Source organism: Corynebacterium lubricantis DSM 45231, assembly GCF_000379425.1.
Taxonomy (GTDB): domain Bacteria; phylum Actinomycetota; class Actinomycetes; order Mycobacteriales; family Mycobacteriaceae; genus Corynebacterium; species Corynebacterium lubricantis.
On record NZ_KB902183.1, the window covers coordinates 51,438 to 71,888 of the forward strand.

Below are 20,451 nucleotides of genomic sequence, written 5' to 3' on the forward strand. Positions count from 1 at the left end.
TGCCCTCTAGTGCTGTCGCGTGTTGTGTAGCAAGGCGGTCAGCGGGCGGAAAGGCTGCAACCACGCGCCTTCCTCAGGCAGCTGATCCAGGCTGATACGTGGCAGCGGCTCGCGGAATACCCCAGGGATATCCTCAAGATCAACGAAATCAATGGTCTCATGCGCGACGGCCCACGAAGCGTGCTCGTGGAAACCAAGCACGGTAACAGGCAATCCCTCTGCCGCGAGTTCTTCTAGAGAGTCCTGGAAGTTTTGGCCATCGGCACTGGCGACGACGATCCCACGCAGCACACCTTCCGCGCGGCGGCGCTGAATGTGCGCGAGCATGTCCGGATCGACATCAGAATCTTCGTCCGTTTTGGGTTTGGCAAACACCGCGAAGCCGACATTCCGAAGCGCCTCCACCCACGGCCGAATAACATCGGCGCCACCGGGTGTGACATTGGTGAACACGGTTGCCTCGGGCTCGATGCGGGTGTCTGTGTCGGCGGAGAGATCCTGGGCACGCTGAATAAGCCAACGGCCCACGGCATCAAACCGTGGGCGGTATGCAGCAGTTGGACGACCACCAAGAATGGCACCGAGACCCATGTCTAGATTTGGGGCGTCCCAGACCAGGAGCAGGGATTCAGGGCCATGTTCTGCGCCCGGGGTATAGGGGTGGGTGATTTCGTGTAAATCGGTCATTATGAATTATCTCTTTTCCGCCACAGGTATTCCTTGATGACGTGATCTTTGTGAAGGCCCTTGCCTTCGAATTTAGTAATGACCTGGCGATCGGTCAGGATCGGGCAGTCTTCCCAGGGCCAGCCCATAAATTCCAATTGCGGTTCGACGTGAATAAGCTCGTCGATCCATTCAGCATAGTCGGCGTGATCAGTAGCAACATGGAGAATGCCACCTGTTTTGAGGCGTGAGGCGATGAGATTGAGCGGTCCGGATTGGATAATGCGGCGTTTGTTGTGCCGAGCCTTCGGCCACGGGTCGGGGAAGAAAATGCGGACACCGTCAAGAGATTCGGGGGCGATCATGCGGGAGAGTACTTCAATGCCGTCTCCCCGGACCATCCGAATGTTGTCAATGTTTTCGCGCACCACGGTGCCCAGGAGCTTGGCAAGGCCCGGTTTGTAGAGTTCGACTGCGATGATGTTGGTGTCTGCTTCCAGTGGTGCCATAGCAGCAGTGGAGGTGCCCGTGCCAGAGCCAATTTCGACGATGGTGGGGTGGCCACTGCGACCGAACCAGGAGTCAACGTCTAGTGGGGCGTCTTCGAGGAGGGTTCCGAGGTGAGGCCAGTGCTCGTCGAAAAGCGCTTCTTGATTGTCCGTGAGCGTGCCACGCCGGAAACTGACGGAGCCGAGACGTGGGTAGTCGAGCCCGTCGTTGAATTCGGTTTGAAGTGGCCTGCCAGCAGGTAATTCACCGGTTCCCAGGCGCGGTTGCGAGGGGGAGGAAAAATCAGAATTATTCATCACTTCACTATTGTCCACGTGACATGCGAAAATGTAAAACCTTTCTCTATCAATTTCGGCACAATTTTAACTTGTCAGGTCTGATGCGGGTGGCTCAAACCGGCCGATTTTTCGCCCGACGAGTGACTCGTCGAAAAGCATTCTCCCCCGTTCGGGTGTGACAATCGGAAATTTCGGCGGTGGGAAATGGCTTGACGCGAAGGACATTCGTTTTCTGGATTTGAAGAAGATTGTGCTATTGGTTGCAAAAAGACTAGTTCTTATTGCAGCGTGCTGGCCATTTTCGGGGCGGTTTTTCCGGTGTGGATAGGCAGGGAAAACGGGTCAATGACCGGCAGTAACAGACGTGTTAAAAACCTTATTAGCAATCTTTGCAATACCTAATTTCGGGTGTGATTGGGCGGGCGGTTTTGGGGGCAAACGCCACTGCAGGGCACGCGAAATAGTGGTTTGTCTCACTGGTAATGACCTGACGGTAAAGGTCATACGTAAAAGGGGCGGGCTTATAGCTCTTTCCTTAGTTAATCTTAGAGGTACGAAACGCCGAATGTAGGAAATCAGTCAGGAGATTAGATGACCACCGCTATTAAGGGTCTTATTGGTAAGGCCCCTACGGAAAACCAACAGTTGATTGATTGGATCAACGACGCTGTTGATCTCTTTCAGCCGAAAGATGTGGTCTTCGTCGACGGATCACAAGAAGAGTGGGACCGCATGGCGGCCGAACTCGTCGAAAATGGCACGCTGATTAAGCTCAACGAAGAAAAGCGCCCCAATAGCTACCTTGCACGTTCCAACCCATCGGACGTGGCTCGCGTTGAGTCCCGTACCTACATCTCTACCGAAAAAGAAGAAGACGCAGGCCCAACCAACAACTGGATGGCACCTGACGCTCTGAAGGCAGAAATGCGTGAGCATTTCAATGGTTCCATGAAGGGTCGCACCATGTACGTGGTGCCTTTCGCCATGGGCCCAATCAACGATCCTGACCCAAAGCTTGGCGTGCAGCTGACGGACTCGGCTTATGTTGTCATGTCCATGCGCATCATGACCCGTATGGGCCAGCAGGCACTGGACAAGATCGGTACCGACGGTTCCTTCGTGCCTTGCCTCCACTCCGTGGGCGCTCCACTGGAAGAGGGCCAGGAAGACGTTGCGTGGCCATGCAATGACACCAAGTACATCTCCCAGTTCCCTGAAACCAAGGAAATCTGGTCCTACGGCTCCGGTTACGGCGGCAACGCAATCCTGGCGAAGAAGTGCTACGCGCTGCGCATCGCTTCCGTCATGGCGAAGGAAGAGGGCTGGATGGCTGAGCACATGCTCATCCTGAAGCTGACCAGCCCAGAAGGCAAGACCTACTACGTTGCCGGCGCTTTCCCATCCGCTTGTGGCAAGACCAACCTCGCAATGATCACTCCTACCATCGAGGGCTGGACCGCAGAGGTCGTTGGCGACGACATTGCATGGCTGCACCTGCGCGAAGACGGCCTCTACGCAGTGAACCCAGAAAACGGCTTCTTCGGCGTGGCACCAGGCACCAACTACGCATCCAACCCAATCGCAATGCGCACCATGGAGCCAGGCAACACCCTGTTCACCAACGTCGCACTGACCGACGACGGTGACATCTGGTGGGAAGGCATGGACGGCGACGCTCCATCCCACCTCATCGATTGGCAGGGCAACGACTGGACCCCAGAGTCTGCAGAGAAGGCAGCACACCCGAACTCCCGCTACTGCGTGGCTATCGAGCAGTGCCCAACCGCAGCACCAGAGTTCGACGACTGGAAGGGTGTCAAGCTTGACGCCATTCTCTTCGGCGGCCGTCGCCCAGACACCGTGCCACTGGTAACCCAGTCCCACAACTGGGAGCACGGCACCTTGATGGGCGCAATGCTTGCGTCCGGTCAGACCGCTGCTTCCGCAGAGGCAAAGGTCGGCGCACTGCGCCACGACCCAATGGCGATGCTTCCATTCATGGGCTACAACGTCGGTGACTACATGCAGCACTGGATCGACATGGGAGAAAAGGGCGGCGACCGCATGCCTTCGATCTTCCTGGTGAACTGGTTCCGTCGCGGCGAAGATGGTCGCTTCCTGTGGCCAGGCTTCGGCGAGAACTCCCGCGTACTCAAGTGGATCACCGATCGTCTCGAGGGCAACGTTGGCGCCGACGAGACCGTCGTGGGCTACACCGCTCGCGCTGAGGATCTGGACATGACCGGCCTGGACACCCCAATTGAGGATGTCAAGGAAGCGCTCTACCCAGACCCAGAGCTGTGGGCAAAGGATGCAGCAGAGTCCAAGCTGTACCTGGAATCCCTGGGCAACCGCATTCCAGCAGAGGTCTTCTCCCAGCTGGAGGCGCTGACCAAGCGCGCTGAGGAAGCTGCGAAGTAGGCTCTAAAAGCTTCGAAAAGGTGGCCCGTCCTAGTTATAGAACTAGGACGGGCCACCTTTTCGACCATCTGGGCACCTGAGGGCGGACCTAACGTCGGGCGAAAAATAAAACCCCAGGTCAGATAATGGTGATATCTGGCAAAGTGCACCTTTTCGGCGTGTTTAATCCTTTTTCAGCACGACAACCAGGTTGGAGGCGAGGAATTCCCGCAGAATGGGCACGCGCACCATCCACCAGGCCCACCACGGGTGGTAGCGCGGGAAGGCAGCGACAAGAGATGCGCCCTCGACTGATCGTGCCCACTCTAAACCGGCAGCGCAGGACACATTGAAGAGGGATTCTCCGAAGACATTCTTCGGGGGATGTCCGTGGGTACGCGTGTAGCGGTCGCGGGCGAATTCCCCGCCCACGTAGTGCTGCCACAGCCCGGTCTCGTGCCCACCGAAGGGGCCCAACCACACGGTATAGCTGATCACAATGAGCCCGCCGGGGCGGACTACGCGAATCATGTCGGCACCCATGCCCCAGGGATCAGGGGTGTGTTCGACAACGTTAGAGGAATACGCGATGTCGAAGCTATCGGAGCGAAAGGGCAAGTCAGAGCCGTCACCGCGGACGGATCCGAAACCGGACAGACCGGCTGCAGCCATCTCTCCAGCGTTGGGTTCCACACCGACATACCAGGCGCCGCGGCTCTCAAATTCGCTGGCAAAATAACCCGGCCCGCCACCGACATCCAACACACGCGCGCCTTGTAGTGCGGGGCCGTCAAGGTCGGAGGTGAGCTCGTCGATAAGCGATGCGGTATCTCGTGCCAGCCCGCCGTAGAAGATGGCGGGATTGGTCTGCTCGAAGCGGAAGGAGCGCAGCAGCGACCACGAACGCGAGAGGGTGGCAAAGCGGCGGGTGCGGGGAAGTCTCACGCTTGTCCACGGTAGCATTGCCTGTAATTATGAAGATTCTTCTATTGTGCTGGCGTGATTCTACGCACCCGCAAGGTGGCGGATCCGAGCGTTACCTCGAGCGCGTCGGCGAATATTTGGCTGCTCAAGGCCACGAGGTGATCTATCGGACGGCGGGGCACACCGATGCGCGCCACCACAGCACCCGCGACGGCATCCGCTTTGAGCGCGCCGGCGGTAAATACACCGTCTATCTGGCGGGGTTGCTTGGAGTGCTCAAGCATCGGCCGGATGTGGTGGTGGATACCCAAAACGGCATCCCATTTTTTGCCAAGTTGGTTACTCGCAAGCCGGTCATCTTGCTCACACACCATTGCCACCGCGAGCAGTGGCCGGTAGCGGGACCGGTGCTGTCGAAGGTGGGCTGGTTCTTGGAGTCCAAGCTCGCACCACGGGTGTATCGCGGCTCGCCGTACGTGACGGTCTCGGAGGCCAGCGCCGCCGATCTTATCGATCTGGGTGTGCGCGCTGACGACATTACGATCATCGAAAATGGCGTGGATCCCGTACCTGAGCACGTTCCGGCGCTGAGCAACGACGGACTCACGCACGTGGTCACGCTTTCGCGCCTTGTGCCGCATAAGCACATCGAGGACGCCATGGACACCGTCGCGCGTTTAGACGGCGTGGTCCTGGACGTCATCGGCTCCGGCTGGTGGGAGGACCGTCTCCGCGAATACGCCAAACCACTGGGATCCAAAGTGATTTTCCACGGACAGGTCACCGAAGACTATAAGCACGCGCTGCTCGCCCGCGCCGCAGTGCACCTGATGCCGAGCGCGAAGGAAGGCTGGGGCCTCGCCGTGATCGAGGCGGCGCAGCACGGTGTGCCTTCGATCGGGTATCGCTCGGCGGGCGGGCTGCGCGATTCCATCCGCGACGGCGAGACCGGTGTGCTGGTGGAATCGCGTGAGCAGATGATTGAGGCCACTAAATCGCTTATCGACGACGCACCTCGCCGCGCCCGGATGGGGTCGAATGCGAAGAAATGGTCCAGTCAGTTCTCGTGGGAAAAGACCGGGGCGCGGTTTGCGCAGCTGATTGAGAAAGTCACCGGCGCTTAAAGCGCACCGCTAACAACGGAGTAAGAAACCACACCGCGAGCAGTGCCAATCCCAGGGGCTCGCGAGGTTGCGCTGGGGCCCCGGTGTCCTCGACGTGGCCGTCCGGGGAGACGATCAGGCCGATGCCGTGGGCCTGTGGGTCGGAAAGTCCGTCCAGGTAGCGGGGCGAATCCTGGTCGACGACCTGGCCGTCAACGGTGAGCCCGCCGGACTCGACCACGTTCATGGCCTTGGTCGCGGGGTCCACAACGGGAATGCCGTCGGAGCGCTCAATGAGGCTTGGGCGGTCGATAAAGTAGACGTCGCGGCCTTGGTGGTCGACCTCGGGAACCGCGATGTGGACGGGGCGCAGTTCTTCAAGCGCCACGGGCGCATCGGGTGTTTGCAGCAGGCTCAGTGCCAGCGCGAGTGCTGCGAGGATCGGTTTGAGCGCACCGGCCGCGGAAACATACGCCGGGATGGCCAGGATCAGCCACTTCTGCCCGTCGCGCAAAAGTCCCGCGCCGGGGACGTGTTCGATGAGTTGGCCCATCACTCCCGGCGCGAGCCAGGAAACACAGGCGATGGCGAACCCGACAGCGGCCAACAGGAGCAGGGGGCGGGGGATTCGTCGATAAGCGATCGCTAGGACCGCGAACAGCGCGACGCCGAAAAGGGCGAAACCCGCCTCGCGGGAGGCCGGCACCGCGTCGCCGTTCCAGATCCCGCCAAGCCCGAGCAGCGCGCCAAGGGTACCCACGTAGCCCTCGGCGCGCGGGGCGAAGACCTCGGCGCCCACGGCCGCGGAGCGCCCCGCGCTGGAATGCATCAGTCCCGTGACTATCCACGGGGCAGAAGAAAACGCCCCGGCGAGCAGCAGGATCGGCTTGCGATTGGTGCAGAATGCGGTGGCGGTAGCGACGATCGCACCCGTCGGGGTCAACGACGCGATCCAAAGCAAAACGATTTGCAGACCTGTGCGGCCACGGAGCCCGGCGGCCGCGATCAGTGGGAGCAGCCACGCGGCAATGACCAGGGACCACTGGCCCTGGAGGAGACGCTCGATGACATAGGGGTTGGCCACCGCGATCGCCATGGCAGCGGCCTTCGCCCACGCCCCGGGCCCGGCCAGCTTGGCGGCGCCGAGCGCTGACAGGGCCGCGGAGGCGACCATGAGCAGACGCACGACCCAGGTCGCCGGGATGATCGTGGCAAAAAGAGCCAGCACCCCGTCTTGCGGGACGTTGCGGCCGGGGACGTCACCGAAACCCAGGCTCGCGTGTGTCAGATAGGGACGCTCAAGGATCACCATGTCGCGTAATGCGAATTCGCCGGGCCCGAAAAGCGGCCAGGTCACCGCCCCGACCAGCAACGTCGCCCACGCGATGAGCACGACAGTGACAGCGTCGATGCTGGGGAGACGCGGGGAACGGAGGGAGGTCACGGCACTACTGTTCGTCGGTTAGGGCACGGCTGCGAGCTATACGACGACGCACGATCTGGTAGATCAGCGCCGCAAGCGCGAGGAACGTGATCACATTGGCGAACAGCGACACGACTTGGAGGGCACGCAGCTGGTTAACAATCGGACGGGCACGATCGAGTTGTGCCTCTTGGGAGGCCTGATCAAGCGCGAAGTCCCCCGAGAAGACCGTCCGTGTGGGGTTGAAGAGACCTTGCTCGGCCATCTCGCGGGCCTGGGGATTGTTCGCGGCCAGGTAGATATGTACGGCGTTGTATTCGTCGAGCACGATGCCCGATTTCGGCTCGATGAAAAAGATCCGCTCGGCCGTGTAATAGGGAGCCATGGTGACCAATTGGTTCTCGGTGTAGCTGAATTGCTCCATTTCCTCAGGCGAGAAAAACTCCTGGGCGGGCCCGGTGAGGTAGTCGTCAAAGGTGGTGGCTTCAGCGGCGCTGAGGCCGAACTGTTGCGCCACCGCCTCGCCCGTGCTCAGCGACTCCTCCTGGAACAGTTGGGTGGTGGGGAGCTGCGTGTGAAACTTATAGGTGCGCAGGCCGTGGCGCTCGACGGGATCCACATAGTCAAGAGGAACCGTCTCCGGCACGATTTCGTCGGAGAATTGGTAGGAGCGGCGCTCGGTGGCGAAAGGGAAGAAGTACCGCAGCCCCTCTCGGGTATGCGGGGGAGTGTCTACCGTGGCATCTCCCAAGGCGGGGACGGTGAGCGACTGGTGAGCGACGGGTTCGACCACGGGGAACGCGGAGTCACGGTTGAGACGCTGATAATCGACGAGCTCAGTGACTACGTCGCCGTTGATGCTCACCGAGAGATCGGAATCAACGTTGGTCTCCATGAACTTGTCGGTCTTGGAGGTCGCAGAAGTGCGCTCGATGGTGGCGGGACCGTCGATGAGGCGCGCCTCGTCGTCGTCAAGCAATGCCCTTATATCCAATACGGAGGCGCTCTCGGAAGTCATGGTGTAGTCGACCTGCACATCGTTGGGCAGGAGTTTCAAGAACAAAACGACGAGCGGAGGTGCCGCGCTTCCGACGAGGATGGCCACCACGGCGATCACGGCAGTAATAATGATCCCGCGCTTCGTCGGCGCCTGATCGCGTAGGGCCATGGGCCAGTCTGTTCCTTCCACTATGATCGCTACCATGCGACCAATCACTTCATTATGACAGGTGGAACTGAAGTTTACCGGAGTACTTTCCTCCCAGAACTGGAGGGTTTGCGCGCGGTGGCGGCCCTAGGCATTGTGGTCACCCACGTTGCTTTTCAAACCGGCACGGAGTCGGTGCTCTTCGAGCGCTTCGACTACTTCGTCGCGGTCTTTTTCGCGCTGTCCGCATTCTTGTTGGCGCGTGGCTCCCATTCCAAAAATTACTACCGCAAGCGCTTCTCACGCATCGCGCCCGCCTATCTTGTGTGCGTCGCGGTCGTCCTGATCGCGCTGCCCGATGCCGGTGGAGTCTCTGTCGGCCAGGCGCTGGCGAACCTGTTCATGGTGCAGATTTATGTCCCCGACGGGCTGATTCCGGGGCTGACGCAGCTCTGGTCCCTGTGCGTCGAAGTGGCGTTTTACCTGGTCCTGCCGGCGTACCTGGTGCTGGGGCGCCGCGACCGGCTGGTGGTGCTTGTCGGGTTTAGCGTGTTGGCCTTTGTGTGGCCGTGGCTGCCTTTTGTCACCGGTTCGATTGAGGTGTGGAACGTGAACCTGCAGATCTGGCCGCTGTCCTATGCGCCCTGGTTTGCGGTGGGGTTGATCTGCGCTGAGCTGGAAGGGCGTGTGCCACCTCGGGTGCAGCGGGTGCTGCACCATCGCTGGGTGTATTGGGCGCCCGCACTGGTGGTGGCCTGGATCTCGGGGCTGGTGGGACCTGCGGGGCTGACGCACCCCACTCCAGTGGAGTTCAATGTGCGCGTGGGGCTCGGTACCGTGTTCTGCGCCCTGGTGGTCGCACCCTATGCGCTCGCGCCGGGCACGAGTGTGCTGTCTGGACCTGTGATGCAGGCGCTGGGGAAGTGGTCCTATTCCATCTTCCTGTGGCACGTGGCAGTGCTCGCGGTGGTCTTCCCGCTCCTGGGGGTACCCCTGTTCAGCGGGTATTTCTGGCCGGTGCTGGCGCTGACCACCCTGATCAGTATCGTCGTGGCGTATTTGTCTTATGAGTTTGTTGAGCGCCCGGCCTTGCGCTGGTTCCGTACGACTAAGCAGGCCAATACGGCACAGCCCGCTATGGTGACCGCTGGTGAATCTCCCGCGTAGCCGGCCTCCGGCCACGGTGCGCGTGCCAGCCACAGGCCCATGAACGCAACGAGGCCACCGGCGAGCCCCCAGGCGGGGATGAGGGTGAATCGGCGCACCACCCAGGTCAGCGCCACACCGGCCACACCGGCAAGTCCCCACGGGCCGCCGACGAGCACCGCCGTGAGAATTGGGGCAATGAGCGAGGAATTATTGGTGGGCACGTAGGGCTCTGGGCTGCCTGCGCGGCGCGCATTTTGCCAGGTACGCAGGCCCACACCGATGCAGGCCAGCAGCGCAAGGACGCCGACGGCCCCGCCGATATAGAGGCTGAGCCGGTAGGGTTCGGTGCCCACAAAACTGAACTGGACTGGGCCGGACACGCCGGCCGGCACGGTAAATGCGGTCTGTCCGGCGTCGATCTTGTGCGGGCTTAACTGCGTGTCTCCCACGGTCATACGCAGGCCAGAGTTAAAAGCGCGGGTGGTGACGATGGTGCGGTCCTGGTCGGAGGCGGCCATCGCACCTGCGTCCGCGTCAAACGGCTCCCACGCAGCCTCGGGTTGGGCGCGTTCCAGGGTGATTACCCGCGCATCGGTTTCTAAGACGTGGTCGCCTGCAGGCAGGTCGACGGGGCCTGCCTCGAACGCGTTTCCGTCGATGGAAGCAGGCGCAGAAAGCTCCCAGGTCTCGTCGCTATGCGTGGTGAACCCGCGCTGCAGCACCGTGGTCTCCGGCATGAGCCGCTGGAACAAAAAGACCTGCGCGTTCGGCGAGGTATCAGGCACGGTAACCAGGCGTGAGACCCCGGTGTCTAACTCTGCGATGCCCACCGGCTCGGTCAGTTCGATGCGGACGGTGTCGGCGGGAACCCGAATGGTGCGCGGGGAGTAGCTCGACAGCGAGACTTCCTGGTCGAAGGCGCCACTGATCACGCGCACCCGCGTCGACTGGGTCGCAGTGATGGTGACGGATCCATCGACCACGCTGGACTCGATCCAGCCCGTATCTCCAGGTTGTGGCCACCAGGCAGTGTCGGTGCGCCCGTCGAAGGCGGAGGTCAGCGAGCGCGCAGGCTGCGCCCCACCGAAGGAGGAGGCATCCGCCGCGGAGCTCGAGGCGCGCGTCGTGCCGCCTGTCTCGGTGACTCCGACGCGCTCACCAGCGGATTCATAGTCAGGCACCCGGTTGTACACGTCTGTGCCCTCGCTGAGGTCGCGCAGTTGCGCGGAGACGGCCCCGTCGAGCGTGCCGTAATTGCGCACGGCCAGCGCCGGGGTATCGGTGACAATCTGCGCGTTCTCCGTGACCAGCTCGCGCGGGGAATAACCGTAGAGGGAATTAAGTAGACCGAGCGATTCGCCGCCACCGGCCACGGTGACCGGAGCCTGCGAGGTGATCATCATGTCGCGGGCGGGGTCGATGAGGTAGACATCAATTTCGCCGAAGGTGTGCTTCTCGCCGGGCAGGTTCAGCTCTTGGTCGGCGTCCTCGGTGGCACCAGAGGCGCTCTCAAGATCGTGGCGCACGAGTACCGTGCCCACACCGATCTGGCGCAGCGCCTCGCTCGCAGCCTCAGAATCAGTGCCTGATTCCACCGCGGCGAGCACCCCGTCGAGCCCACGAATGGCCTCCGGATCGACCAGCGGGATGGCATCGCGCACAGCGAAAGGCACGTCAGCGAGCGCCTGAATCGGCTCATCGCGCGTCCACCCCCAGTCCTGGCGCGCAAAGGAAGCCTCCGGCAGCACCAAAGTGCGGGTATCCGCAGCATGCTTATCGACGAATGCTGCCGCCTCATACCAATAAGAGGGCACCTCCTCCCAGGTACCCTCTGGTGCCAACCGCAGCGACCAGGCCGGGGACGTCGCCGTGAACGCGATCAGCACCACCGCGGTGAGTACCGGCACGCGTTTCCACTGCACCTGAGAGATCACATGTCCCACACCAAGCACGATCGGAAGGCGGACGAGCGGGTCGAGTTTGTGCAGGTTGCGGAAGGGGGCGAGGGAATCGTCGAGAAGCGAAATCCAACCTTGAGCGAAGGGGCCGTGCGCCATACCCATGAGCGCCACACCGACGCAGAGCACAAGCACGAGGTAGCCGCGCCACGGCATCGATTTGGAGGCGAGGCCGGCCAGCCCGATCGCTGCGATTGCCATGGTGGCCAGCACGAAGACGGGCTCGGTGACCAGGAGGTGGCCGGCGATGCGCTCGGTTTCCACGTACGGGGTCCAACTCGTGGTGCCGCGGAAGATTTCGGCGAGGTTGAGCCAATAGGTAGTGGTAAACGACGACTCGATGTAGTCGGTAAATGGCGGCGAATAGCGGCCGAGAACTAGCAGCGGGCCGATCCACCAGGCGGAAACGGCGGCGCAGCCCGCCAGCCAGATCGCAAGGGCCGTGAATTTTCTGCGCCACAGCAGCACAAGGCCGGCGGGGATGCATGCCATGAGGGTGGCGGTAGCGTTGACGGCGCCCAAGAGCGCGACGGGGATGACGGCGATCAAGGCGTGCTTCCACGTGATGCGCTTGCCCACGAGTGGAATGAGTGTCCAAGGCACCAACGCGACGGGCCAGGCTTCCGAGGAAATGGCGGTGAGCGTGGTCAAGATGCGTGGGCTCAGCGCATAGAGCACCGCCGGGATGAGGGCATGGGTGATGCCCATCTTGCGGGCCAGGATCAGCGTGCCGGAAAACGCGATGCCCATCAGTAGTGCCCACCACAGGCGCTGCGCGACCCAATCGGGAAGGGGCTCAGTGAGCAGGAAAAACAGGCCCTGCGGGAAAAGGTACCCGTAGGCCTGGTTTTGGATCTGGCCGAGCGTGAAGTCGTCGGTATAGGCGCTGGTGGCCTGGCTTAAAAACCCCGCCGGGTCGAGCGCGAGGTCGAGTTTAGTATCGGCGGCGGTGCGACCGGGATCCTGCAGAAATGCGAGGAGGGTCAGCAGGACCCAGCCGACAAGATGCGCCACGGGTGCCCAGCCTTAGTTGTGCTCTGCCTGAAGGCTGGCTTTAGGTGCGCGAACCGTACTCCGGGCCGCCGAGCACTGCTTGATCGGCGGGAACGGCGTTGCCCTGTGGGACGGTGGATTGGCCGGAAAAACTTGCGATGCCAACCACACCGACAACGCCCAAGGCGATACCGACGATCGCGCTCGCCAAAACCGGGCCAGCTGCTCGGCGCGGGAGGGAAGCGGATTGATTAGTCATAGTGCACACCCTAACAGGCAATTACTCATTTTCCCCAGACGACGGCACCACAAATACAGGGCAATTCGCGTTTTGGAGGACATTTTCTGCAGTCGATGAGTTAAACCACGAACGCACGCCGGAAATTCCCCGGGTGCCAGCGACGATCACGTCCACGTTGAGTTCGTCGGCCGCCTCCACGATGGCCTGGGCCACGGTCGAGGTTTGCTCCACCAGATGGGCTTGGGCGGAAAGTCCTAAGGATTCGGCGAGTTCGATGCCTTCCCGGCAGATGGATTCTGCGTAGTCGTAGGCAGAGTCATTCTCGGTGGTCACGGCGGGTTGGTGGGAGCCGGTGAAACCGGCGGCGCGCGCATTTGTGCGTGCTGCGGGCTCCCACGCGGTGATAATTTCCACGTTCGTGGCCCGCAAAAGCGAGGCCGCCGCGCGCAGCGCGTCCGCTGCCCGGTCGGTACCGTCGTAGGCAATAAGCATTGAGGTAGTCGAATTAATCGGGGAATTCATATGTTCCAGCATAGGGTGGCGGTCCGGTCGATGGCCGGAAGAAGCGTAGGTTGTTGCTAAGTCTTCGCTGATTCCTGCTGATTCCTGCTGGTTCCTGTACGCGTCTTGAAAGGAAGTGACTCGATGAAACGTCGTGGTCTCACACTTGCGCTCTCACTCACCTTGGCTGGTGCTTCTGCGCTTGCCTCCTGTTCAACGCAGGGGCAGGACGACGGCGGGGCATCGTCGTTAAGCAATGAAACCTCGTCGAGTACTCCCGCCGAAGCGACGCCAACGTCGACATCGCCTGCGAGCCCGACGCAGAGTTCGACTGCGAGCCCGACGCAGAGCGCGCAGGACCGCGTGCCGGAGGAACTGCGCGCTAAGGCCGCGAGCCTGATGGTGGTGGGCGTGACTGATTTTGACACGGCGTTGCAGGCTCTCGAGCTAGGTGTCGGTGGAATCTTCGTGCCGAGTTGGGCGGATTCGAGCATCTTTACTGAGCCGGGCCGCGATATTGCGGCGCTGCGGGAGCGCATTGATCGTCCGTTTAGCGTTTCCATTGATTTTGAGGGCGGCCGGGTGCAGCGGCACACCAACGTGTTCGGTGAATGGCCTTCGCCGCGCGTGATGACGCAAGGCACACCGGAAGAGGTCCGCGGCATGGGCTACGACATGGGCACGTCGCTGCGTGAACACGGGGTGACGGTGGATTTCGCGCCGCTGCTCGACGTGGACGTGGCCGGGCTCGATATTGTCGGTGATCGCGCCTTCGGCACCGACGCGCAGACGGTGGCCACATACGGTGCGGCGTTTGCCCAGGGACTTGTCGACGCTGGCGTCACACCGACGTATAAGCATTTCCCGGGCCATGGCCAGGCCAGCGGGGATACCCACCTCGGCGAGGCCATCACACCGCCACTCGCGGAGCTGGAACAGCTCGACCTTGTGCCTTATACAATGGCGCTGACGGAGGTGCCTGAAGCATCCGTGATGGTGGGCCACATGGTTGTTCCGGGACTTGGCGACGGCCAAACACCGTCCACACTCAATCCGGCGGCCTACGAATTGCTGCGCTCGGGAAAATATCCGGGTGGCACGCCTTTTGATGGCCTGGTGGTCACCGACGACATGTCGGGAATGCGCGCGATCAGCGACCGTATGGGTACCGCCGAGGCGGTCACCGCGGCTATTAGTGCAGGTGCGGACCAAGTTTTGTGGTCGACGGGCGACAGCATCGAGGCGAGCATTAATCAGGTTGTTGGCGCTGTTGAGGCGGGAGAAATTCCGCAAGAGCGTATCGACGAGGCCGCTCTTCGCGTGCAGCAGCAGTACCTTCATGAGGGTTTATAGGCATATTTATCCGGGGCCGGATAGGCAAACGAGGTAGTTGGGCGATACCCTAGAGCTTGTGAGTTCAACAAATTCATCTGCGCCGAAAAATCGAGCAGCCAAAATCACTCTCGGAGTGGTCGTTGGCGTGCTCGCGATCCTCGCTGCGATTTACGCCGCCGACGTGGCGATGAACCGCGACAACGTCCCCCGCGGCACCGCGGTCGGCGGCGTTGATATTGGCGGTATGTCCCACGATGAGGCAGTGGCAACGCTCGAGCGCGAGCTCGGCGACCAAGCAAACACGCCCGTCCAGATCGCAGCCGGTGAGCTGCACAGCCAAGTCGTCCCGGCACAGGCCGGGCTCGGCATTGACTGGGATGCCACCGTGTCGCAGTCGGGTGAGGAATCGTTGAACCCCGTGACCAGGCTGCGCGGCCTGTTTAGCACCAACGAGGTCGATATCGTGCCGGTGGTCGACGACGCAGCGCTGCAGCCTGAGCTGGACCGCGTCGCCGCCGAGCTTTCCACGCAACCGGTCGATGGCTCCTTGGCCATTAACGCAGGAAAAGTGGAGATCCAGGACCCCGTGCTTGGTCAGGGGGTCAATCGTGACGAGCTCACAGAGCGCGTGAGTATCGGCTGGCTGGATCCGGCTGGAGTGTCCGTTGAGCCAACAGAGGTCGAACCGGCCATCAACTCCGATGTGTTGAAGGAAGCCGCAGACGGTCCCGCTGCTACTGCGGTTGCAGGTCCGCTGACCGTCAATGGACACGAAGACGTGGTAGCGGAAATCCCCACGGAGCGCATTGGTGAATTCGTCGCGTTTATTAATGACAAGGGCACCATTCGCCCCGAGGTGAATACGGAAGTAGCCCAGTCGATCCTGGAGGAGCCCTTGGCTGCCTCCGAGGTGGAGATGGTCAACGCTTCCTACAACTCCGATGGATCGGTGAACCCGAGCTCGAACGGCACCCAGGTGAACTGGGAAGAGACCATGAAGGACTTCCAGCGCCGAGTCCTAGGGGACGCGGATCGCACCTGGGACGCAGCTTATGAAGACGCCGAGGCCACCTTCACCACCGAGATGGCTGAAGCCGCCACCTACGATCAGGTAGTCGGCGAGTTCACCACCGGCGGATACTCTGAGGCATCGGGGCAAAACATTGCGCTCACCGCCGCAGCTGTCAATGGCGCAGTGGTTGGACCTGGCGAGACCTTCTCCCTCAACGGTTACACCGGTCCTCGTGGTACGGCACAGGGCTATGTGGAAAGTGGCATCATCATCGACGGTCATGCCGGTGAGGCCGTCGGCGGCGGTATTTCTCAGTTCGCCACCACCTTGTACAACGCCTCTTACTTTGCGGGCATGACCGATATCGCCCACACGCCGCACTCCTACTACATTTCCCGTTACCCAGCGGGTCGTGAGGCAACCGTCTACGAAGGCGCCATTGACCTCGCCTTCCGCAACGACTCCAACCACCCGGTCCGCATTGAAACCTCGGTGGGTGGCGGCAACGTCACCGTCCGTTTGATGGGTACCAAGACCGTGGAAGTGGAATCGATCAATGGCGGTCGCTGGGATGAAACCCAGCCGGAGCCACGGGAACTCTCTGGCTCTGATTGCATTCCTTCCGGCGGTAACCCAGGATTTACCACCTCTGATACACGCATCGTGCGCGATCTCAGCGGTAACGAAATCTCGCGCGAAACGCAGACCACGATCTACGATCCGCAGCCGATTGTGACCTGTAAGTAGGCCGCCTTAGCGCCCAAGCTCGCCCCACACGTTGGGGCCTTAGGATCCCGCTGGATACTCGTCCCGCGGGATTTTTGCGTTGTATTGATAGAGCTGATCTCCCGTAGCAGGAAAGAGAGCCAGCGAGCGCATGCGCCAAAATTTTTCTTTAGGGTGGATGCATGGCCTCTACACCAGCTTCTACACCGCTTGAAGATTATGCATTACTTTCGGACACGCACTCGGCGGCGCTGGTCTCACGCGAGGGGTCGGTGGATTGGCTCTGCATGCCGCGCTATGATTCGCAGGCTGTGTTTGCCAAGCTATTGGGCACGAGTGACAACGGGCACTGGAGTATCAGCGTCGAGGGCGGCACGGTGACAAGCTGGAGTTACCGGGGTGATTCCTTCGTGCTGGAAACCGAGTGGACCTCAGAGACAGGGGTCGCGCTAGTCACCGACTTTATGCCGGTGGGTACGAATGGGAGCTTCTTCCAGAACGCGGATCTTTTAAGGCGTGTGGAGTGCCTCTCAGGCGAAGTAGACGTGGACACTGCGATTAGGATGCGCTTCGACTACGGCCACGCCGTGCCCTTCCTGCGCTACCGGGACGATGAGGAGCGACCCGGTTTCGAGGAGATGCTTGCCGTGGCGGGGCCGGACGCGATCTATTTTCGTGGACCGCGGTTAGACCACGATGACGCAAACAAGCACCACTTTAAGTCCTTTCACCTGCGCGAAGGGGACTGCCTGGAATGGGCAATGTTGTGGGCCGAATCCTATGGTGAGGCACCCGCGAAGGTGGACTATTCGAATTCGCTAGAGGCGACCACCAAGTTCTGGGAAGAATGGATTGGCACCAGCACGGTTGCGGGAAAGTACAGCCCGTGGGCGCGGCGCTCCCTGCTTGTCCTGCGAGCCCTGACCGATTCAGTGACCGGAGGTATCGTCGCGGCACCCACGACTTCGCTTCCCGAGGAGTTCGGAGGCGAACGCAACTGGGATTACCGCTATGTCTGGCTGCGCGATTCAGCCCTGACTATCGAGGTGCTCGTCCAGTCGGGTTTCAACGATCGCGCCGGGGAGTGGCGCAATTGGCTGCTGCGTGCGATCGCTGGAGATACCAGCCAATTGCGCATCATGTACGGTCTGCGCGGCGAGCGGCACTTGCCTGAGCACGAACTTCCGCACTTAAGTGGCTATGAGAATTCCACACCGGTGCGGATGGGCAACGGAGCCGCCGAGCAGTACCAGGCTGACGTTGTTGGTGAAGTGATGATCGCGCTCGAGGCCCTGCGCGATTCTGGACTTGAGGAAAACACGTTCAGCTGGGAGCTCCAACAGGGGCTATTGGAATTCCAAGAGGAAAACTTTGACACCCTCGACCACGGGCTCTGGGAAATGCGCTCGGACCCCGACATGTTTACTCATGGACGCGCGATGATGTGGGCGGCGTTCGACCGCGGGGTCAAAGCAGTGGAGCAGCACGGATTCGCGGGCCCAGTAGACACGTGGCGCGCGCTACGAGATCGGTTGCGCACAGAGATCATGGAACTGGGGTGGAACGACGAGCTTCAAACATTTACCCAGAAGTATTCCAATACCGAGGTCGACGCCTCACTTTTGCAGCTCGCCCAGATCGGGTTCATCGATTACAACGACCCCAAGATGCTCAGCACGGTAGCGCGCATTGAGCAGGAGCTTCTCGACGACGAGGGCTTCCTCCACCGCTATAAAACCGGCACGGGCACCGACGGCCTGGACGGGTCCGAGTATCCCTTCATCATGTGTTCCTTCTGGCTCATCGAGCAGTACGCCAAGTCGGGCAGGATCGATGAGGCCGAAGCGAAGATGGACAGAGTCCTCTCCGTAGGCACCGAGCTGGGCTTATTCGCCGAGGAATATTCCACGCAGCACCGCCGCCTCGCCGGAAACTTTCCCCAGGCCTTCTCCCACTTGGGTGTGGTGCGTGCAGCTCACGCGCTCGTCCAGACCCGCCGCAAGTAGCGAAGGCAGCTATTTGTCGGTTGCTACTTGTCGGCAAACGGAGGCCTGGTCTCACCGCGGGGACGGGTCAGACCCCAGTAAATGAGTTTGACGCTCACGATGCGCGTAATCAGCCCGCCGTGGGTGACTGGGCGGTCAAGGTCAAAGCGACGCGCGATATCGACGTTGGCCACATCTGCCGGGGTCGTTGTAGCCAGATGCGACGTGCTGCTGGGGGTCGCCGCCCGATCAAGCGTTGTGTAAATACTGGTGTAGATCAGATCCGGGTGGGTGTTGGGCAGGGCATCAAGCTTATCGACGAATTCTGAGCCCACCAGCTGCTGTACGCCTCCCTCGCTGGCGAGCCACCGTGCGAGCCGGGGCACTCTCCTCACGAGCGGAGCGAGGCGCTGAGCGAGCCCACCGAGGGTGCTGCCATGGAAGGTTGCCCCGAGTGTGACCACTCGGCGCAGGTTTGCCGCGCCACCGAGTTCGCCGGTGTAGAGCTTGACCAAGGCCGCTCCCTGGGAGTGCGCGACGATATCAACCTGAGGCGCCCCAGTTTCCTTCTTCACCCGCTCTACTTGTCCTGCTAGCTCCTGCGCTGCGCTTTCTAGATCACCTAGTCCATAGACACCGGGGACAAGCGAGAGGAGAGAATTGGAATTGGTGCCGTAATCGTAGGCCCAGACGCTAAAACCGGAGCGCTGCAGGTTCCTCGCCGCCCAGTACCAGTGCCGAGAGTTATCGGTGCGACCGTGCACGAGTAGGACAGGGGTGGGATGCGTGGGCCGGAAATGAGGGTTATTGAAGATGGGTCGGCCAACGGAGTTCTTCGGCTGTAAAATCGCAGGCGGAATTCCGTAACGCCATGTCACTGCAGTGACTGCTCGAAGAAAATCCGACATGTTGAGTCAGTCTAATTGTGGGCGAGCTATGGAACGCAAAAAGGGACGTGAAAACACGTCCCTTGTACGACTGCTGATGCAGAGAGAGAATTACAGCGAGATGCCGTGGGATGCCAACCAAGCCTGAGGGTCAACTGGGCCGGAGCCTGCCGGGTGGATCTCGAAGTGCAGGTGGGAGCCCGTGGACTGGCCTTCGCTGCCCATTCCTGCGATGTTCTGACCAGCCTCGACGCGCTGACCAACGGAAACAGCGAGCGTGGACATGTGGCCGTAGACGGTCATCGAACCATCGTCGTGCTGGATGCGGATCCACTGGCCGTAACCAGACGCTGGGCCAGAGTCGATGACGGTACCGGCCATGGCAGCCAAGATTGGGGTGCCGATGCCGTTAGCAATATCGATGCCATTGTGCATGGTGCCCCAGCGTGGGCCGAAACCGGATGTGAAGGTGCCCTGTGCTGGCTTGACCACGGCTGCGCCGGTAATCGCATCGGAGCTCGTGGCTGCTGCGGCGTCGAAGTTGCCCTGGGACACTGCTGTTGTCGCAGCTGCTGCCTCGGCGGCGAGGCGGTCGGCCTCAGCCTGCGCTGCAGCTTGTGCTTCTGCTGCGAGCTGGTTGCTGTAATCAACGGCCTTGTTCAGCTGCTCGTTGGCGTTAGCGGTTGGCTTGTGCTCGTTGAGGTTTAGGATCTGAGGAACCGAATTGACAGCTGCCTCAGTGATTGCCTGGCTGTCGTTGACGAGATTAACGTCAGTCGCCTGAGGCTGGTCTTCGTTGGTGAGTGTGGCTGCCGCCGCGCCACCGATACCTGCCGAAGATACGGTGGTGGCTACAGCCGCCGCGATCGCAACGCGGCCCTTGGTGCGGGAAGAGACCTTGCGGTGCTTCCCCGCGTTCGAAGGTCGAGTGTTAAGTCGCATTAAGCTTCTCTCATTCTGTTACCGTTTTGTTACTAAGCCAAGACTGTAAACCCTTAACCGTGACTAGCGCAAGTCCATAGCGCCCCTAGCAGGATTCTCTTAACCTTTGCCCAGGGTTTGGAACGGGCCACTGATTACCTGAAGTTTCTGGCTACCACCTGCGGTTTTGTGAACTTTTTAACGTTATCTTACCGTGATTTTAGGGGAAAGAATTGTAAAAGAATTCATCCACAATTATTGCAAGGGCGGTCTGAGGCACCTGTATATTCAA

General features: G+C 60.9%; 16 protein-coding genes. 6 read left to right on the forward strand and 10 right to left on the reverse strand.

Annotated elements, in window-relative coordinates:
- Positions 1-6: 6 nt before the first annotated feature.
- Entirely contained in the window at positions 7-687 is a 681-nt protein-coding gene (locus A37O_RS0102675) for an NYN domain-containing protein (protein WP_018295950.1), read from the reverse strand.
- Positions 687-1,472 carry a tRNA (guanosine(46)-N7)-methyltransferase TrmB gene (trmB, locus tag A37O_RS0102680; protein WP_018295951.1) on the reverse strand — a complete coding sequence of 262 codons (786 nt, stop codon included), beginning with the start codon at positions 1,470-1,472 and terminating at the stop codon, positions 687-689. Before trmB ends, A37O_RS0102675 begins: the two co-directional genes overlap by 1 nt.
- A 573-nt stretch (positions 1,473-2,045) precedes the next feature.
- Here trmB and A37O_RS0102685 point away from each other — a divergent pair.
- Positions 2,046-3,875 carry a phosphoenolpyruvate carboxykinase (GTP) gene (locus tag A37O_RS0102685; RefSeq protein WP_018295952.1) on the forward strand — a complete coding sequence of 610 codons (1,830 nt, stop codon included), beginning with the start codon at positions 2,046-2,048 and terminating at the stop codon, positions 3,873-3,875.
- Between the two features lie 162 nt (positions 3,876-4,037).
- Here the strand turns inward: A37O_RS0102685 and A37O_RS0102690 are convergent, their stop codons facing one another.
- A complete protein-coding gene (locus A37O_RS0102690; RefSeq protein ID WP_026196074.1) occupies positions 4,038-4,817 on the reverse strand; it encodes a class I SAM-dependent methyltransferase in 780 nt (259 codons plus the stop codon).
- A gap of 11 nt (positions 4,818-4,828) precedes the next feature.
- Here A37O_RS0102690 and A37O_RS0102695 point away from each other — a divergent pair, with 11 nt between their 5' ends.
- Entirely contained in the window at positions 4,829-5,902 is a 1,074-nt protein-coding gene (locus A37O_RS0102695) for a glycosyltransferase family 4 protein (protein ID WP_018295954.1), read from the forward strand.
- Here A37O_RS0102695 and A37O_RS0102700 read toward each other — a convergent pair.
- Both A37O_RS0102700 and A37O_RS0102705 read right to left on the reverse strand, forming a co-directional pair.
- A complete protein-coding gene (locus tag A37O_RS0102700; protein ID WP_018295955.1) occupies positions 5,889-7,325 on the reverse strand; it encodes an MmpA family trehalose lipid delivery protein in 1,437 nt (478 codons plus the stop codon). The two genes, A37O_RS0102695 and A37O_RS0102700, sit on opposite strands and share 14 nt — an antisense overlap.
- A 4-nt stretch (positions 7,326-7,329) precedes the next feature.
- Positions 7,330-8,472: a porin PorA family protein gene (locus A37O_RS0102705; protein ID WP_018295956.1), complete on the reverse strand. Its 1,143-nt coding sequence runs from the start codon at positions 8,470-8,472 to the stop codon at positions 7,330-7,332.
- 54 nt (positions 8,473-8,526) lie between these two features.
- Between A37O_RS0102705 and A37O_RS14470 the strand changes: the two genes are divergently transcribed.
- Entirely contained in the window at positions 8,527-9,618 is a 1,092-nt protein-coding gene (locus tag A37O_RS14470) for an acyltransferase family protein (protein WP_051077940.1), read from the forward strand.
- Here A37O_RS14470 and A37O_RS0102715 read toward each other — a convergent pair.
- Genes A37O_RS0102715 through A37O_RS0102725 form a run of 3 tightly spaced genes read right to left on the reverse strand, consistent with a single transcriptional unit; the run spans position 9,516 to position 13,314 of the window.
- A complete protein-coding gene (locus A37O_RS0102715) occupies positions 9,516-12,572 on the reverse strand; it encodes a DUF3367 domain-containing protein (RefSeq protein WP_018295958.1) in 3,057 nt (1,018 codons plus the stop codon). The two genes, A37O_RS14470 and A37O_RS0102715, sit on opposite strands and share 103 nt — an antisense overlap.
- 40 nt (positions 12,573-12,612) lie before the next feature.
- Positions 12,613-12,810 carry a DUF2613 domain-containing protein gene (locus tag A37O_RS0102720; protein WP_018295959.1) on the reverse strand — a complete coding sequence of 66 codons (198 nt, stop codon included), beginning with the start codon at positions 12,808-12,810 and terminating at the stop codon, positions 12,613-12,615.
- Positions 12,811-12,831: 21 nt separating this feature from the next.
- Entirely contained in the window at positions 12,832-13,314 is a 483-nt protein-coding gene (locus tag A37O_RS0102725; protein WP_018295960.1) for a universal stress protein, read from the reverse strand.
- A gap of 123 nt (positions 13,315-13,437) precedes the next feature.
- On the opposite strand from A37O_RS0102725, the gene A37O_RS0102730 reads away from it, so the two are divergent.
- From A37O_RS0102730 to A37O_RS0102740, 3 genes are all read left to right on the forward strand, one after another.
- Positions 13,438-14,646: a glycoside hydrolase family 3 N-terminal domain-containing protein gene (locus A37O_RS0102730; protein ID WP_051077941.1), complete on the forward strand. Its 1,209-nt coding sequence runs from the start codon at positions 13,438-13,440 to the stop codon at positions 14,644-14,646.
- 169 nt (positions 14,647-14,815) lie between these two features.
- A complete protein-coding gene (locus tag A37O_RS0102735; protein WP_425386892.1) occupies positions 14,816-16,387 on the forward strand; it encodes a VanW family protein in 1,572 nt (523 codons plus the stop codon).
- Between the two features lie 161 nt (positions 16,388-16,548).
- Entirely contained in the window at positions 16,549-18,372 is a 1,824-nt protein-coding gene (locus A37O_RS0102740; protein WP_026196079.1) for a glycoside hydrolase family 15 protein, read from the forward strand.
- A gap of 23 nt (positions 18,373-18,395) precedes the next feature.
- On the opposite strand, the gene A37O_RS14475 is transcribed toward A37O_RS0102740, so the two are convergent.
- A complete protein-coding gene (locus A37O_RS14475) occupies positions 18,396-19,259 on the reverse strand; it encodes an esterase/lipase family protein (protein ID WP_018295964.1) in 864 nt (287 codons plus the stop codon).
- 90 nt (positions 19,260-19,349) lie between these two features.
- Positions 19,350-20,180: a M23 family metallopeptidase gene (locus tag A37O_RS0102750; protein ID WP_018295965.1), complete on the reverse strand. Its 831-nt coding sequence runs from the start codon at positions 20,178-20,180 to the stop codon at positions 19,350-19,352.
- Positions 20,181-20,451: the final 271 nt, after the last annotated feature.